The sequence below is a fragment of the Leisingera daeponensis DSM 23529 genome, from assembly GCF_000473145.1.
Taxonomy (GTDB): domain Bacteria; phylum Pseudomonadota; class Alphaproteobacteria; order Rhodobacterales; family Rhodobacteraceae; genus Leisingera; species Leisingera daeponensis.
The window spans coordinates 1,929,117-1,945,224 of the sequence record NZ_KI421500.1 but is presented as its reverse complement, the minus strand read 5'-3'; the positions used below and the strand labels follow the sequence as shown (position 1 = coordinate 1,945,224).

Here is a 16,108-nt window from a genome sequence, read left to right as displayed (position 1 = left end):
GGGAGTGAAACAGTACCTGAAACCGAACGCCTACAATCAGTTGGAGGCCCCTTGAGGGCTGACAGCGTACCTTTTGTATAATGGGTCATCGACTTGGTCTCACGAGCAAGCTTAAACCGCTAGGTGTAGGCGCAGCGAAAGCGAGTCTTAATAGGGCGCATGAGTTCGTGGGATCAGACCCGAAACCGAGTGATCTAGGCATGGCCAGGTTGAAGGTGCGGTAACACGCACTGGAGGACCGAACCCACATCCGTTGAAAAGGATCGGGATGAGCTGTGCCTAGGGGTGAAAGGCCAATCAAACTCGGAGATAGCTGGTTCTCTGCGAAATCTATTTAGGTAGAGCGTCATCCGAATACCCCGGGGGGTAGAGCACTGGATGGGTAATGGGGCCCCACAGGCTTACTGATCCTAACCAAACTCCGAATACCCGGGAGTACTAGATGGCAGACACACGGCGGATGCTAACGTCCGTCGTGGAGAGGGAAACAACCCTGACCTCCGGCTAAGGCCCCCAATTCATGGCTAAGTGGGAAAGCAGGTGAGACGTCCAAAACAACCAGGAGGTTGGCTTAGAAGCAGCCATCCTTTAAAGATAGCGTAACAGCTCACTGGTCTAATTAAGATGTCTTGCGGCGAAGATGTAACGGGGCTCAAGCCATGAGCCGAAGCCGAGGATGCCCATAGGGCATGGTAGCAGAGCGTAGTGTGACATAGTTCCATGCGTCCTTACTTTCCTCCGGGAAAGATTGGACGCAAGGAGCTTTCGATGAAGCCGGGGCGTGAGCCATCCGGTGGAGAGATCACTAGCGAGAATGATGACATGAGTAGCGACAAAGAGTGTGAGAGACACTCTCGCCGAAAGTCCAAGGGTTCCTGCTTAAAGCTAATCTGAGCAGGGTAAGCCGGCCCCTAAGCCGAGGCCGAAAGGCGTAGGCGATGGGAACCACGTTAATATTCGTGGGCCAGGAGGATGTGACGGATCATGAAGGTTGTTCGCCCTTATCGGATTGGGCGGGCCGCTGATTGGTTCCTGGAAATAGCCCTCCATCAGACCGTACCCTAAACCGACACAGGTGGACTGGTAGAGCATACCAAGGCGCTTGAGAGAACGATGTTGAAGGAACTCGGCAAAATACCTCCGTAAGTTCGCGAGAAGGAGGCCCGGGTTCAAGGCAACTTGGATCCGGGGGCACAAACCAGGGGGTGGCGACTGTTTATTAAAAACACAGGGCTCTGCGAAGCCGTAAGGCGACGTATAGGGTCTGACGCCTGCCCGGTGCCTGAAGGTTAAAAGGAGGGGTGAGAGCTCCGAATTGAAGCCCAGGTAAACGGCGGCCGTAACTATAACGGTCCTAAGGTAGCGAAATTCCTTGTCGGGTAAGTTCCGACCTGCACGAATGGCGTAACGACTTCCCCGCTGTCTCCAACATCGACTCAGCGAAATTGAATTGCCTGTCAAGATGCAGGCTTCCCGCGGTTAGACGGAAAGACCCCGTGCACCTTTACTACAGCTTCGCACTGGCATCAGGATTGTGATGTGCAGGATAGGTGGTAGGCATCGAAGCCGGGACGCAAGTCCCGGTGGAGCCTCCCTTGAGATACCACCCTTCGCACTCTTGATGTCTAACCGCGGTCCGTTATCCGGATCCGGGACCCTGCGTGGCGGGTAGTTTGACTGGGGCGGTCGCCTCCTAAAGAGTAACGGAGGCGCGCGAAGGTTGGCTCAGAGCGGTCGGAAATCGCTCGTTGAGTGCAATGGCAGAAGCCAGCCTGACTGCAAGACTGACAAGTCGAGCAGAGACGAAAGTCGGCCATAGTGATCCGGTGGTCCCGCGTGGAAGGGCCATCGCTCAACGGATAAAAGGTACGCCGGGGATAACAGGCTGATACTGCCCAAGAGTCCATATCGACGGCAGTGTTTGGCACCTCGATGTCGGCTCATCTCATCCTGGGGCTGGAGCAGGTCCCAAGGGTACGGCTGTTCGCCGTTTAAAGAGGTACGTGAGCTGGGTTTAGAACGTCGTGAGACAGTTCGGTCCCTATCTGCCGTGGGTGCAGGATACTTGAGAGGAGTTGCCCCTAGTACGAGAGGACCGGGGTGAACGATCCACTGGTGGACCAGTTGTTATGCCAATAGCAGTGCTGGGTAGCTATGATCGGACAGGATAACCGCTGAAGGCATCTAAGCGGGAAGCCCCCCTCAAAACAAGGTATCCCTGAGGGCCGTGGAAGACCACCACGCCGATAGGCCGGAGGTGTAAGCGCAGCAATGCGTTCAGCTGACCGGTACTAATCGCCCGATAGGCTTGATTTGATCCAGTAACAGACAGTGTTACATGGCCAAACAAGCAAACCATCCCAAAAAAACGGACAACGTTGATTGTAACCGACGCAGGCTGCCGTGCCTGCCGCCACAAGGCGGTGACACAGCAGCAGGGCCGGAAAGCGCATCCCATAAACAAATGCGCTGCCTGCCCCTCGAATGCCTTGATACCCAAGGCCGTCGGTATTGGATTTTTCTTGGTTTGGTGGCCACAGCACAAGTGAAACACCCGGTCCCATCCCGAACCCGGAAGTTAAGCACTGTCGCGCCGATGGTACTTGGGCTCAAGCCCTGGGAGAGTAGGTCACCGCCAAACCTAGTAAAATCCAATACCTCTCATAACGATCATTAAACAAAACCCGCCGCTGCGCACCCCGCCAGCGGCGGGTTTTGCGTTCCAAGGCAGGGAACTCCCGCGCCATGCAACAGACCCGCACCGCCAAGACGCACCGCCGCGGACGGCAGGCCGCAGCTTTTCCGGATTCCACTCAAAATGCGGCAAAAATCCCGCGGAAAACGGCGGCAACCTCCCTTCAGGGAGCTTCGGAGTAAACGTTTGTTAGAGACTGGCACCTAAAACAGGTTGGCAATAGACCTGCAACGAAGGCTCTGCAAACATGCCCCGACTTCCCGCTTTTCTCTACCGTCTGCCCGTCCGTATCTACTCGCTGGCCGTGCTCGCGCTTGGATTGACTGCCGTGCTCACGTTCCTGATGCTGAACCAGGCCGTGAACAACGCTTACGAAATGCGTTACAAGGAACTGCACAATGTCACCGATGCGGCGGTCAGCCTGCTGCGCGACCTGGATGAAGGGACCCGCACCGGGCGGTTCACCCCGGAACAGGCCCTCGATATCGGCCGCGAGCGGCTGACCGCGCTGCGCTTTGGCGACTCCGGCTATGTGTTTGTCTTTGACCATGACCTGGTGGTTCAGGCGCATCCCACGGTGCCGGACTGGGTCGGCACCAACCAGGGCGGTTACGAGGATGTGACCGGCATCAAGGTGTTTCAAGAGCTGGAAAAGATCGCTGCCGCCAAAGGGGCGGGGGAGCTGACCTATTACTTCAAGAAGCCCAACTCCGACGTGATCGAGGCCAAGATCGGCTACGTTCAGGCCTTTGAGCCGTTCGGCTGGATTGTCGGTACCGGCGCCTATGTCTCTGATATCGAAGCGGACGTGGCGGCGATGCGCAACAAGTCTCTGGCGGTTCTGGGCGGCGGCTTGCTGCTGCTGGCTGTGGCGGCCTATTTCATCACCCGCAGCGTGACCGCGCCGCTGAATGGCCTGAAGAGCCGGATGACCAGCCTGGCCGATGGCGACACCGAAAGCGGAATACCTTCGGCTGGCGCGCGCAGCGAGCTGGGTGAAATCGCCCGGGCCGTGGATGTGTTCCGCGAGGCACTGATCCGCCAGAAGGACATGGAGCAGGAGCAGCAAGCGCTCGAGGCCACCCGCAGCGGCGTGGTGGAGGCCCTCAGCAGCAAGCTGTCCGACCTGTCGCATGGCGATCTGACCGCTCAGATCACCGAAACCTTCCCCGCCGAATACGAGCAGCTGCGCCGTGACTTCAACAGCACCGCGCAGACCCTCAGCCAGACCGTTGAGCAGGTGATTGCCGCCGCCGACAGCATCCGCAGCGGCGCGGGTGAGATCAGCCAGGCTTCGGATGATCTGTCGCACCGCACCGAGAGCCAGGCCGCGACCCTGGAACAGACCGCGGCGGCGCTGGACGAGCTGACCGCGTCGGTCAAATCCGCCGCCGAGGGCGCCCGCAGCGTCGAGGCGACGATGGAGGAGGCCAAGCGCGAAGCCGAAACCAGCGGCGAGGTGGTGCAGAGCGCGGTGTCGGCCATGACCGAGATCGAGCAGTCCTCCAACCAGATTTCCCAGATCATCGGCGTGATCGACGATATCGCCTTCCAGACCAACCTGCTGGCGCTGAATGCCGGGGTCGAGGCGGCAAGAGCCGGCGAGGCGGGCCGCGGGTTTGCGGTGGTGGCCTCCGAGGTGCGGGCGCTGGCGCAGCGGTCTTCGGACGCCGCAATGGAGATCAAGACCCTGATCAGCAACAGCTCCGGCCAGGTGGCGCGCGGCGTGGAGCTGGTTGGCAAGGCGGGCGAGGCGCTGCAAAGCATCGTGTCGCAGGTCAACCATATCTCGGAACTGGTGTCCGGCATCGCCGAAGGGGCGGCGGAACAGTCGACCGGCCTCAACGAGATCAACACCGGTGTCACCCAGCTCGACCAGGTGACCCAGCAGAACGCCGCCATGGTGGAGCAATCCACCGCTGCCGGCCAGTTGCTGAAGGAAGATGCCACCCGGCTGACCGGGCTGGTTGCCCACTTCAAGATCCACGGCACCCGCGCGGCCGCTCCGGCACGGGCCGCGGCTGTCCCGGCCCGGCCTGCCGCGGCGCCAGCGCCGACCGCGCATGGGCCCAGCGACTGGGATATGGAGGCCACGCCGCAGCCTGCCGCAATTTCCGAAGGCAATGCCGCCAGGGACCTTTGGCAGGACTTCTGACCTCTGCCGGCAGCCGGAACGAAAAAAAAACGCCCGGGGGATGACCCCGGGCGTTTTCTGTTTGGTGCGGTGCTGACGGATCAGCCGATGATCGCGTTCAGCGTCTGCGAGGGGCGCATCACCTTGGCTTTCAGCTCTGCGCTCGGGTTGTAGTAGCCGCCGATGTCGGCGGCGCCGCCCTGGGCTGCCGCCAGTTCGCTGATGATCTGCTCTTCCTTGGCGCCGAGTTCCTCAGCGATGGGGGCGAAATGCGCCGCCAGCTCCGCGTCCTCGGTCTGCGCTGCCAGGGCTTCGGCCCAGTAGCGGGCAAACCAGTAATGGCTGTCGCGGTTGTCCGGCTCACCCGCCTTGCGCGAGGGCGAACGGTTGTGGTCGAGGATACCCTGGGTGGCGTCCTCAGCCGCGGCACCCAGCACGCCGGCCTTCTTGTTGCCCTTGCTGTCGGCGAGGAAGTTCAGCGATTCCCCCAGCGCGCAGAATTCACCCATCGAATCCCAGCGCAGGTGGTTTTCCTCAACGAGCTGCTGCACGTGTTTCGGGGCAGAGCCGCCGGCGCCGGTCTCGAACAGGCCGCCGCCGTTCATCAGCTTGACGATCGACAGCATCTTGGCCGAGGTGCCCAGCTCCAGGATCGGGAACAGGTCGGTCAGATAGTCGCGCAGCACGTTGCCGGTGATGGCGATGCTGTCCTCGCCCTTGGTGATGGTTTCGAGGCTCTGGCGGGTGGCTTCGCGCGGCGCCAGGATCAGGAACTTGTCCGCGACGCCCGCGGCTTCCAGCGCCGGCTGCACGTATTTGATCAGCTCGGCGTCATGGGCGCGGTTAGCGTCCAGCCAGAAGATCGCCTCGGAGCCGGTCAGCCGCTGGCGGTCCAGCGCCAGCTGGATCCAGTTCTCGATCGGCGCTTTCTTGACGGTGCAGGAGCGCCAGATGTCGCCCGCTTCAACCTCATGGCTGTGCAGCGTCTCGCCATTGGCCAGAACCACCCGGATGGTGCCATCGGCGGGCGCCTCGAAGGTGGTGGGGTGGGAGCCGTATTCCTCAGCCTTCTGGGCCATCAGGCCGACGTTGGCGACGGCACCGGCGGTGGCCGGGTTCAGCGCGCCGTTTTCCTTGAAGAACTTGATGCTCTCGTCATAGACCGGCGCATAGCAGTTGTCGGGGATCACGCAGTTGGTGTCGCCCTTGGTGCCGTTCTCGTCCCAGCCCTTGCCGCCGGCGCGGATCACCGCGGGCATCGAGGCGTCGATGATCACGTCGGAGGGCACATGCAGGTTGGTGATGCCCTTGTCGCTGTCGACCATGTACATGGCGGGGCGCTCGGCTCGCACGGCGTCGATGGCGGCCATGATTTCCGGGTTGCCCTTGACGCGGTTCAGAAGGTCGCCAAGGCCGGAGTTCGGGTCGACGCCCAGGGCCTCAAGCTGCGGGCCGAACTGCTCGAACACCGGTGCCAGCCAGGCCTTGACCGCGTGGCCGAAGATGATCGGGTCGGAGACCTTCATCATGGTGGCCTTGAGGTGCAGCGAGAACATGGTGCCGTCCGCCTTGGTGTCCTCGATGGCGTCCTTCAGGAACGCCGACAGCGCCTTGGCCGACATGAAGGTGGCGTCGGCCACGGTGCCCTCTGCCAGCGGCCAGCTGTCCTTCAGCACGGTGACGGTGCCGTCCTTGGCCACAAATTCGATCTTCGCGTCACCCGCCTGCGCGGCGGTGATGGTCGCGGATTTCTCATTTGCATAGAAGTCGTTGCCCGGCATCGACGTCACTTTGGTCTTGCTGTCCGCGGACCATTCGCCCATCGAATGCGGGTTCTTCTGGGCGAAGTTCTTGACCGCCTTGGCGGCGCGGCGGTCGGAGTTGCCTTCGCGCAGGACCGGGTTCACCGCCGAGCCCTTGATGGCGTCGTAGCGGGCGCGGATGGACTTTTCTTCCGCGGTCTTCGGCTCTTCCGGGTAGTTCGGGATGTCATAGCCCTGGCCCTGCAGCTCGGTGACCGCGGCCACCAGCTGCGGCACCGAAGCGGAGATGTTGGGCAGCTTGATCACGTTGGCGTCCGGGGTTTTCACCAGTTCGCCCAGCTCTGCCAGGTCGTCGCTCTGGCGCTGCTCTTCGGTCAGGTTTTCCGGGAAGGCGGCGAGGATGCGGCCGGCCAGCGAAATATCCTTGGTGCCGACAGAGACACCGGCGGCGGCGGCGAACTTGCGGATGATCGGCAGGAAAGATGCCGAGGCCAGTTCGGGCGCTTCGTCTACAATGGTATACAATATGTCCGGGGTTTGATTTTCTGCCATGTTCCACAACCTTTCAGCGATCTCGGAGGCTTTGATGTCTTCAGCGCAGCAGGGCCGCGCCGGTTTGGGTATTCCGGTGCTGCCGAAGCGGGGCCCGGGAAACCGGGCCGGAACCGGCTTTGGCAGCCATAGGTACGGCTCTCATGTAGAACACCATTGCTGCGGGTGCAATGGTTTGGCGCATCAGACGCGCGCGCGGATTGCCGCGGCAGAAGGGAGGGGCGCTGCCCCTTTTGGGCCTTTGGCCCAATTCACCCCGGAGTATTTGGGGAAAAATGAAAACGGCGGGAGGTATTATTCGCGCAGCTCGTCCGGGGCGACGCCCCAAAGCTTTTTCTTGGGCGCCCAGCCGCTGTAGCCGCCGGCCGAGATCTCGCACCACTCGGTTTCGCATTCGCCGAGGCGGGCGACCACGCCCAGTTCAAAGGCAGCCGTCACCGGCGCGCGGGTGTCGGGGCGGGCGTGGACCGTCAGCATGTCTTCCTCCACCAGCACGGTGCGCACGCCAGAGAGCAGCGCGTAATGCACCCAGCCGCCGGCGCCGTCGCGGTCCTGCACCCGGCGCCAATGGCCGTATTCAGCCGTGATCTCCAGCGGCATGCCGCGGCGTTTGAACACCCAGTCGATCTTGTGGGTGAGCGACGGGCCGCGGCGCACATTGCCCGTGGCCGCCTTCATCGAGACATAGCGGGGCAGCGGGAGGTTGGTGACAGGCCCGCGGGATTCGGCGGCACAGGCGGCGCCTGCCAGCGCCAGGGATACCGCTGCTGCCGCCAGATGGCGGATGGCCATTGCCGCTTGTCTCACTGCCTGATCGCCTCTTCTTGCCCGGCCAGGCTGGTCCCAGCCTGCTGTCCCGGTCTTCTGCCCGTTTTCTGTTGCCCCCGGCCGCGGCGGTAAAATACCGGCCTGCGGGCGAGGGAATGCGCTTGGGTTCTTGTGCCTTCCCGCGTCCTGCGCCACGATGCCATGGAGGCGTGCGGATTGAAAAGCCCAAGGGAGAGCACAAGTGCCAAGAGACCGACTGAGTGTTGTCGTTACGCGACGGTTGCCGGAACCTGTGGAGACCCGGCTGAGCGAGCTGTTTGATGTGCGCCTGCGCGAGGATGACACACCGATGACCCGGACCGAGCTGGCGGCGGCGGTGAAGGATGCCGATGTGCTGGTGCCCACGGTCACGGACACCATTGATGCGGGGCTGCTGGGGCAGGCGGGGGACCGGCTGAAACTGATCGCAAATTACGGCGCGGGGGTGGATCACATTGATGTCGCCACAGCCCGCCAGCGCGGCATCCTGGTGTCCAACACGCCCGGGGTGCTGACCGATGACACCGCCGACATGGCGATGGCGCTGATCATGGCGGTGGTGCGCCGGATGCCCGAAGGGCTGACGGTGATGCAGAAGGGCGACTGGCAGGGCTGGGCGCCGACCGCGTTCCTGGGCGGGCGCATTGCCGGGCGCCGTCTGGGCATCCTGGGCATGGGCCGGATCGGCCAGGCGGTGGCCAAACGCGCCGCGGCCTTCGGCATGCAGATCCATTACCACAACCGCCGCCGCCTCCGCCCCGAGGTGGAGGAGAAGCTGGAGGCCACCTATTGGGACAGCCTCGATCAGATGGTGGCACGGATGGATGTGATCTCCGTGAACTGCCCGTCGACGCCCTCGACCTTCCACCTGATGAACGCGCGGCGCTTGAAGCTGATGAAGCCCTCGGCGGTGATCGTGAACACCTCGCGCGGCGAGGTGATCGACGAGATGGCGCTGACCCGGATGCTGCGCGCCGGAGAGATCGCGGGCGCGGGCCTCGACGTCTATGAGCACGGCACCGACATCAACCCGCGGCTGCGCGAGCTGCCCAATGTGGTGCTGCTGCCGCATATGGGGTCGGCCACCATCGAGGGGCGGATCGAGATGGGCGAAAAGGTGCTGCTGAACATCAAGACGTTCGAGGACGGCCACCGGCCGCCGGATCAGGTGGTGCCGTCGATGTTGTAAGCGTCCGGGGCGGCTGGCCGGAAATTTAGGGGAGACCTTTCATGAAGTATCTGATTCTGGCCACTGCCGCGCTTGCCGCCGGATCCGCCGCCGCACAGGACGCAGCCGACGCGGTCGCGCCCGAAGCGGCAACTGCCGGCCCGTTCGAGGCGATTTCCCCGGAAGTGGCCGCCGCGCTGGAGGCCAAGGCCGCAGGCCGCCCGGTGGAGGCGGAGAACTGGATGGTCGCCGCAGCCAACCCGCACGCGGCAGAGGCCGGCGCCAAGGTTCTGCGCGCAGGCGGCACCGCCGCGGATGCGATGGTGGCGGTGCAGACCGTGCTGGGGCTGGTGGAGCCGCAATCCTCGGGCCTTGGCGGCGGCGCGTTTCTGGTCTGGTACGATGCCGCCACCGGCGAGGTGACGACGCTGGACGGGCGCGAGACCGCTCCGCTGGCTGCGGTGCCGACGCTGTTCCAGGACGAAGACGGCGAGCCGTTGGAGTTCTTCGACGCGGTTGTCGGCGGCCGCTCTGTCGGCACCCCGGGCACGCCCGCCCTGCTGGAGGCGGCGCACCGCCGCTGGGGGCGGTCCAACTGGCCGTCGCTGTTTGAACCGGCGATCCGGCTGGCGGAGGAGGGCTTTGCCGTCTCGCCGCGCCTGGCCGGGCTGGTGGAGCGCGATGCCGAGCGGCTGGCGCGGTTCCCGGCCACCGCCGCCTATTTCCTGCCGGAGGGCGTGCCGGTGCAGGACGGGGCCACGCTGCTTAACCCCGAATATGCCGCAACCCTGCGGGCGCTGGCGCAGGAGGGGGCCGGGGCGTTCTATTCCGGATCCATCGCCGCTGAGATCGTCCGCGCCGTCACCACAGCCGAGGGCAACCCGGGGGTGCTGTCGGCCACCGATCTTGCGCTCTACCATGTCAAGGAACGCGCGGCGGTCTGTGTCGCCTACCGCGATTTCGAGGCCTGCGGCATGGGGCCGCCGTCCTCCGGCGCGCTGACCGTGGGGCAGATCCTGGGGATGCTGAACGCCTATGACCTGGCTGCGCTGGGGGCGGACAGCGCCGAGGCCTGGCGGCTGATCGGCGACGCCTCCCGCCTCGCCTTTGCCGACCGCGGCCGTTACATGGCCGACAGCGATTTTGTGCCGGTGCCCACCCACGGGCTGGTGGCGGCGGACTACTTGGCGGGCCGGGCAGAGCTGTTGCAGGGCGATGACGCGCTGCCAGAGGTGTCGCCGGGATCGCCCGAGTTCGACCATGCAGGCCTGGTGCCGGAGCTGGCGGATGACGAGTCGATCGAGCTGCCCTCGACCTCGCATATCTCCATCGTGGACAGCTACGGCAACGTGCTGTCGATGACCACGACGATTGAAAACGCCTTTGGCTCGCGGCTGATGGCGGGCGGTTTCCTGCTGAACAACGAGCTGACGGATTTCTCGTTCCGGACCCATGCCAATGGCGTGCCGATTGCCAACCGGCTGGAGCCGGGCAAGCGGCCGCGCTCCTCCATGGCGCCGGCGATTGTGCTGCGCGAGGGCAAGCCGGTGCTGGCCATCGGCTCCCCCGGCGGCAGCCGCATCATCGGCTATGTGGCGAAATCCATCATCGCCTGGGCCGACTGGGGCCTGAACATCCAGGAGGCGCTGGCGCTGCCGAATCTGGTCAACCGGTTCGGCACTTATGATCTTGAGGCCGGCACCAGCGCGGAGGACCTGTCGGAGGCGCTGACAGAGCTGGGGTATGAGGTGGACGCCCGCGACCTGACCTCCGGCCTGCATGCAATTGAGATCGGCGAGGGGCTGAAAGGCGCCGCCGACCCGCGTCGCGAGGGGATTGCCCTAGGCGGCTGAGGATGTTCCGCCGGGCCTGCGCGCCGGGCCTACGGGGTTCTGGGTATTGCTGAACTCCGGCAGCGGCGCGTAGGTTAACAGGTGAAATTTTCTGGGGAGACCGACCATGGTGCAAGCCACCTCACTGCCGCGCAACGAGGCCGGTATCGAGGCCGCAATCGAAACGCTGAAACAGCGTTTCGGCGGCCGGCTGCAGACCGGACAGGCCATCTGCGAGCAGCACGGCCATACCACCACCTGGATTGTCAATCAGGCGCCCGACGCGGTGGTGTTCCCCACCTCCACCGAAGAAGTGTCGGAGATCGTCGCGGTCTGCGCCGAATACGGCGTGCCGGTCATCCCCTTCGGCACCGGCACCTCGCTGGAGGGCCATGTGAACGCGCCCGCCGGCGGCATCTGCATCGACATGATGCGGATGGACAAGATCCTTGCGGTCCATGCCGAGGATCTGGACGTGGTGGTGCAGCCCGGCGTCACCCGCGAGCAGCTGAACACCTACCTGCGCGATCAGGGCCTGTTCTTCCCGATCGACCCCGGCGCCAACGCCTCGCTTGGCGGCATGGCGGCGACGCGGGCGTCCGGCACCAACGCGGTGCGCTACGGCACCATGAAGGACAACGTGCTCAGCCTGGAGGCGGTGATGGCCGACGGCGGCGTGATCCGCACCGCACAGCGGGCCAAGAAATCCTCCGCCGGCTATGACCTGACCCGGCTCCTGATCGGCAGCGAGGGCACCCTGGGCCTGATCACCGAACTGACCCTGAAGCTGCAAGGCATCCCGGAGGCGATCCGCTCCGCCCGCTGTTCGTTCCGCACCGTGGACGAGGCCTGCCGCGCGGTGATGATGACCATCCAGTACGGCATCCCCGTCGCCCGGATCGAGCTGCTGGACGCGCTCAGCGTGCGCGCCGCCAATGCCTATTCCGGGCTGGACTTGCCGGAAACGCCCCTGCTGCTCTTGGAATTCCACGGCTCGGACGCGGGTGTGGTGGAGCAGTCGGACATGTTTGCCTCCATCGCCGAAGAGTTCGGCGGTTTTGACATTGCCGCCACCTCGACGCCGGAGGAGCGCAACAAGCTGTGGCAGGCGCGCCATGACATGTACTGGGCCAGCCTGCAGCTGCGCCCGGGCGCCAAGGGGATCTCCACCGATGTCTGCGTGCCGATCTCCAAGCTGGCGGAATGCGTCGGCGCTGCGCGGGACAAGGCGGAGGGCATGGGTCTGATGGCGCCGATCGTCGGCCATGTGGGCGACGGCAACTTCCACGCGCTGCTGCTGATCGACATGGACAGCGAGATCGAGCGCCAGAAGGCGGATGAGTTTGTCGGCTGGCTCAACGATCTGGCGATTTCCCTGGACGGCACCTGCACCGGCGAGCACGGCATCGGCCAGGGCAAGCGCCCCTATCTGCGAAAGGAACTGGGCCCGGCAACCCGCTATATGGCGGCGGTCAAGGCGGCGCTGGATCCGGACAACATCATGAACCCGGGCAAGATCCTGGAGATCTGAACCGCAGGCACCCGCCAGCGGCCCGCTCCGGGCCGGCAGTGGGATTTGAGTATTTGGGGAAAGATGAAAACACTGGCCCTGCGCCTTCATCTTTCCAGAAATACTCACTGCGCAGCGGCAGCGGCAAGCGCGCCGCCTTGGGGGTTGCGCCCCCGGCGCACGCCCGTGTCACCGCATTTTAAACCCCGGCTGCCATACTGCCCCCTGATCGCGGTCACTGCCGGGCCTGACACCCCTGGCACCATGGAACAGGGCCCTTTGGCACGGGCACGCAAAAACGACGTTCAGCGTGCGGGAGAATCCCTCCCGTCCCGCCTCCGCCCCCTTGGCGGCGCCGCCATCCTTATCCTTGCGCCCTGCAAGAGCAGCACCGGATGATCAGCACAGGATGATCAGAGCAGGCAGAACGCAGCAGCAGCCGGCAGGGCAGGGGCCCTGGCCGGACTGAAGCGCTTGCATCGCACTCTTCCCCGAAAAGCCGGAAAGCTGCCGCAATTCTGCGCCAGGTCCTGATCTGGGATGGCAGCAAAGCATTCCTGCGGAACCGGAGAGCGGCATGGCATTGAAGAAAGCAATGGGTATCCTGGTGTTCAGCACCCAGGCGGTCATCGGCTATGACTACCATATCCAGACCCGCGACGCGGGCCTCAGCTGGGGCGATCTCAGCGCCACCGATTACGGCACCATCGTGCAGGAGCGTTTTGCCCGCGCCCGGACCCGGGACATCGCCCTTCTGGCCGGGCAACAGGACGGAGAGGTTCCGTCGGTCTGGGGGGAGGCCGCCAGCTATGGCAAGCGCTTGCTTTCAGGCGGCGCACAGGCCGCCGAAGCGCAGGACAGCCAGGAGGCCCCGCCGCCCGTCTGCATCCGCCGCGGCAATGTTGCGGACTGCTGACAGGCGCCAGAACAGTCTGATCGGGAACCATCAGGGGGCGCCAGCCCCCTTTTTGCTGCGCGGTAAGACGCGATTTCCGGCGGTGCTGCGGCCAGAATCCGGTATGCTGTGGCGCGCAAGGTCGGTTTTGGCTGTTTTTGCGTCGGCCTGATTTTGCGCGGATTTCAATGCGCAGGCATAACCGTCGCCAAGAATCTCACAAAGCTGGAGAGCGGGAGAATGAAAACCCAAGTCAAAGCACTTGTTGTTGGCGGCGGCGCCGTCGGCACCTCGATTGCCTATCACCTGGCCAAGGCCGGCTGGGAAGACGTCATGCTGATCGAGCGTGACGAGCTGACCTCCGGCTCGACCTGGCACGCAGCCGGCCTGCTGCCGCTGTTCAACATGTCCTACGCGACCACCCACATCCACAAGTACTCGGTCGATTTCTACAAGACCCTGGAAGAGGAAACCGGCCTGAACGCAGGTTTCGCCGTGGTCGGCAACCTGCGCATGGCGCAGACCCAGGAGCGCATGGACGAATACATGCTCTATGCCTCCACCGCGGAAACCTGCGACGTGAAATACGAGTGGCTGACCCCGGATCAGATCAAGGAGCGCTGGCCGCTGATCGAGACCTCCGACCTGAAGGGCGCGATCTACCATACCGAGGACGGCTACATTAACCCGGCAGACGTGACCCAGGCGATGGCCAAGGGCGCCCGCCAGCGCGGTGTTGAGATCGTCCGCAAGCTGCAGGCCGATGCCTTCCACTGGACCGGCACCCACTGGGAAGTCACCTGCACCAAGATGGTCGAAAAGGGCGGCAACCTGGTTGCGTCCGACGAGCAGGTGGTGATCACTGCGGAGCACGTCGTGACCGCCTCCGGCAACCACGCGCAGCGCACCGCCAAGATGCTGGGCATCAAGATGCCTGCGATCCCGGTCGAGCACACCTTCATCGTCATGGACAAGGACCCCGAGCTGGTCAAATGGCGTGAAGCGGGCAACCCCGAGCACCCCGTCGTGCGCGACGCCGACAACGAATCCTATGCCCGCGAAGAGCGCGGCGGCTGGATCCTGGGCATCTACGAGCGCGGCGCGCCCGCACAGTTCGAGCACGGCGTGCCGGACAGCTTCCGCGCCGACCTGTTCCCGCTGGATCTGGACCGGATCGCCGAGCAGTACATGGCGATGGCAGAGCGCGTGCCGTCCTGCGCCGAAAGCGGCCTCAAGGACGACTTCAACGGCCCGATCTGCTACACCCCCGACGGCAACCCGCTGGTCGGCCCGGCACCGGGCCTGCGCAACATGTGGCTGGCGGAAGGCTTCTCTTTCGGCATCACCGCCGCTGGCGGCACCGGCTACTACCTGGCGCAGATGATGGTCAACGGCGAAGCCGAGATCGACATGGCGTCGCTCGACCCGAAACGCTACTCCTCCAACTGGATGACCACCGAGTTCGCGGCGCGCAAGAACGAAGAGTGCTATGAGCACGTCTACATCCTGCACCACCCGGACGAAGAGCGCGAAGCCTGCCGTCCGCTGCGCACCGCACCGGCCTACGAGCGCCAGAAGGCCCGCGGCGCACAGTTCGGCTGGGTCAACGGCTGGGAACGCCCGAACTACTACGGCCCCGTCGATGCCCCGGCAAACTTCGACCACGACGCCCGCTCCTTCCGCCGCGGCGGCTGGTGGCAGTATGCCGTGGAAGAGGCGAAAGCCGTGCGCAATGGCGTTGGCCTGATCGACGCGACCGCGTTCACCAAGCACGTCGTCAAGGGGCCCGGTGCGACGCAGTTCCTGGACTGGTTCACCTGCAACAAGCTGCCCAAGATCGGCCGCATCAACCTGACCTATGCGCTGACCGCTTTCGGCACCACCCGCACCGAATACACCATCGTCCGCAACGGCGAGAACAACTACTACCTGGTCTCCGCCGGTGCCTGGTCCGAGTATGACGCCGACTTCCTGCGCAAGGCGGCCGAGGACAAGATGGAGGAGTTCGGCTACATCGAAATCCAGGACGTGACCACCCAGTGGGGCGTCTTTGCCATCGCGGGCCCCAAGTCGCGCGATGTGCTGAAAGAGGTGATCGTCGACGCCGATCCGGAAACCGCGCTGTCGAACAAGCGCTTCCCCTGGCTGTCGGCCAAGCAGATCGAACTGGGCATGTGCCCGGTCAATGCGATCCGCGTGGCCTACACCGGTGAACTCGGCTGGGAACTGCATCACCCGATCGAGATGCAGAACTACCTGTTCGACCTGCTGGAGAAAGCTGGCGAGAAGCACGGCATGAAGCTGGTGGGTGCGCGCGCGCAGAACTGGCTGCGCCAGGAGAAATCCTACCGTGCCTTCGGCAACGAGCTGGGCCGCGACGCGACCCCGCTGGAAGCCGACCTGCCGCGCTTTGTCGACCTGGAGAAGGACTTCCACGGCAAGGACAAGCTGGTTGAGACCGGTGTCCGCGTGAAGTGCTGCACCCTGCTGATCGACGGCCCCGCCGATGCCGATCCCTGGGGCCGCGAGGCGCTTTATGCCGAAGACGGCACCCGTGTGGGCCGCCTGACCTCCGGCGGCTACTCGGTGGCCTTCGGGAAATCCATCGGCATGGGCTATGTGAAGCCTGAGCACGCGGTGGAAGGCACCAAGCTGCAGGTCAAGATGCAGGACAAACTGTGGGATGCGGTCGTCACCTGCGACAGCCCCTATGACCCGAAGAACGAGACCATCCGCCAGAACGGCTGAGGCC

Annotated in this window: 8 protein-coding genes and 2 rRNA genes (1 of these 10 running past the window's edge); 8 read left to right on the top strand and 2 right to left on the bottom strand. The window is 64.1% G+C overall.

What is annotated here, in order from left to right; translation table 11 throughout:
* The 3 genes from DAEP_RS0109870 to DAEP_RS0109860 form a co-directional block, all read left to right on the top strand.
* A 23S ribosomal RNA gene (locus tag DAEP_RS0109870) occupies nt 1-2,316 on the top strand (it extends 515 nt beyond the left edge of the window).
* A 210-nt stretch (nt 2,317-2,526) separates the two neighbouring features.
* Nucleotides 2,527-2,641: ribosomal RNA gene (gene rrf, locus DAEP_RS0109865) — 5S ribosomal RNA — on the top strand.
* Nucleotides 2,642-2,942: 301 nt separating this feature from the next.
* A complete protein-coding gene (locus DAEP_RS0109860; RefSeq protein WP_008555273.1) occupies nt 2,943-4,850 on the top strand; it encodes a methyl-accepting chemotaxis protein in 1,908 nt (635 codons plus the stop codon).
* Between the two features lie 80 nt (nt 4,851-4,930).
* Here DAEP_RS0109860 and DAEP_RS0109855 read toward each other — a convergent pair whose 3' ends face one another.
* Together DAEP_RS0109855 and DAEP_RS0109850 are read right to left on the bottom strand one after the other, a co-directional pair.
* Nucleotides 4,931-7,144 (bottom strand): NADP-dependent isocitrate dehydrogenase, encoded by a 2,214-nt coding sequence (locus tag DAEP_RS0109855; protein WP_027244537.1) that lies wholly within the window; start codon nt 7,142-7,144, stop codon nt 4,931-4,933.
* Between the two features lie 294 nt (nt 7,145-7,438).
* Nucleotides 7,439-7,936 carry an SH3 domain-containing protein gene (locus tag DAEP_RS0109850; RefSeq protein WP_008553631.1) on the bottom strand — a complete coding sequence of 166 codons (498 nt, stop codon included), beginning with the start codon at nt 7,934-7,936 and terminating at the stop codon, nt 7,439-7,441.
* Nucleotides 7,937-8,153: 217 nt separating this feature from the next.
* Between DAEP_RS0109850 and DAEP_RS0109845 the strand changes: the two genes are divergently transcribed.
* The 5 genes from DAEP_RS0109845 (at nt 8,154) to DAEP_RS0109825 (ending at nt 16,104) form a co-directional block, all read left to right on the top strand.
* Nucleotides 8,154-9,140, top strand: coding sequence for a 2-hydroxyacid dehydrogenase (locus DAEP_RS0109845; RefSeq protein ID WP_027244536.1), 987 nt, complete (start codon nt 8,154-8,156; stop codon nt 9,138-9,140).
* 41 nt (nt 9,141-9,181) lie between these two features.
* On the top strand, nt 9,182-10,972 hold the full coding sequence (gene ggt / locus DAEP_RS0109840; protein ID WP_027244535.1) for a gamma-glutamyltransferase: 1,791 nt from the start codon (nt 9,182-9,184) through the stop codon (nt 10,970-10,972).
* A gap of 106 nt (nt 10,973-11,078) precedes the next feature.
* The gene (locus DAEP_RS0109835; RefSeq protein ID WP_027244534.1) at nt 11,079-12,482 is read left to right on the top strand and encodes an FAD-binding oxidoreductase; all 1,404 of its coding nucleotides are present in this window, start codon (nt 11,079-11,081) and stop codon (nt 12,480-12,482) included.
* Nucleotides 12,483-13,038: 556 nt separating this feature from the next.
* The gene (locus DAEP_RS24225) at nt 13,039-13,377 is read left to right on the top strand and encodes a hypothetical protein (RefSeq protein WP_008556623.1); all 339 of its coding nucleotides are present in this window, start codon (nt 13,039-13,041) and stop codon (nt 13,375-13,377) included.
* A 219-nt stretch (nt 13,378-13,596) separates the two neighbouring features.
* Nucleotides 13,597-16,104 (top strand): GcvT family protein, encoded by a 2,508-nt coding sequence (locus tag DAEP_RS0109825; RefSeq protein WP_027244533.1) that lies wholly within the window; start codon nt 13,597-13,599, stop codon nt 16,102-16,104.
* The last annotated feature ends 4 nt before the right edge of the window (nt 16,105-16,108 follow it).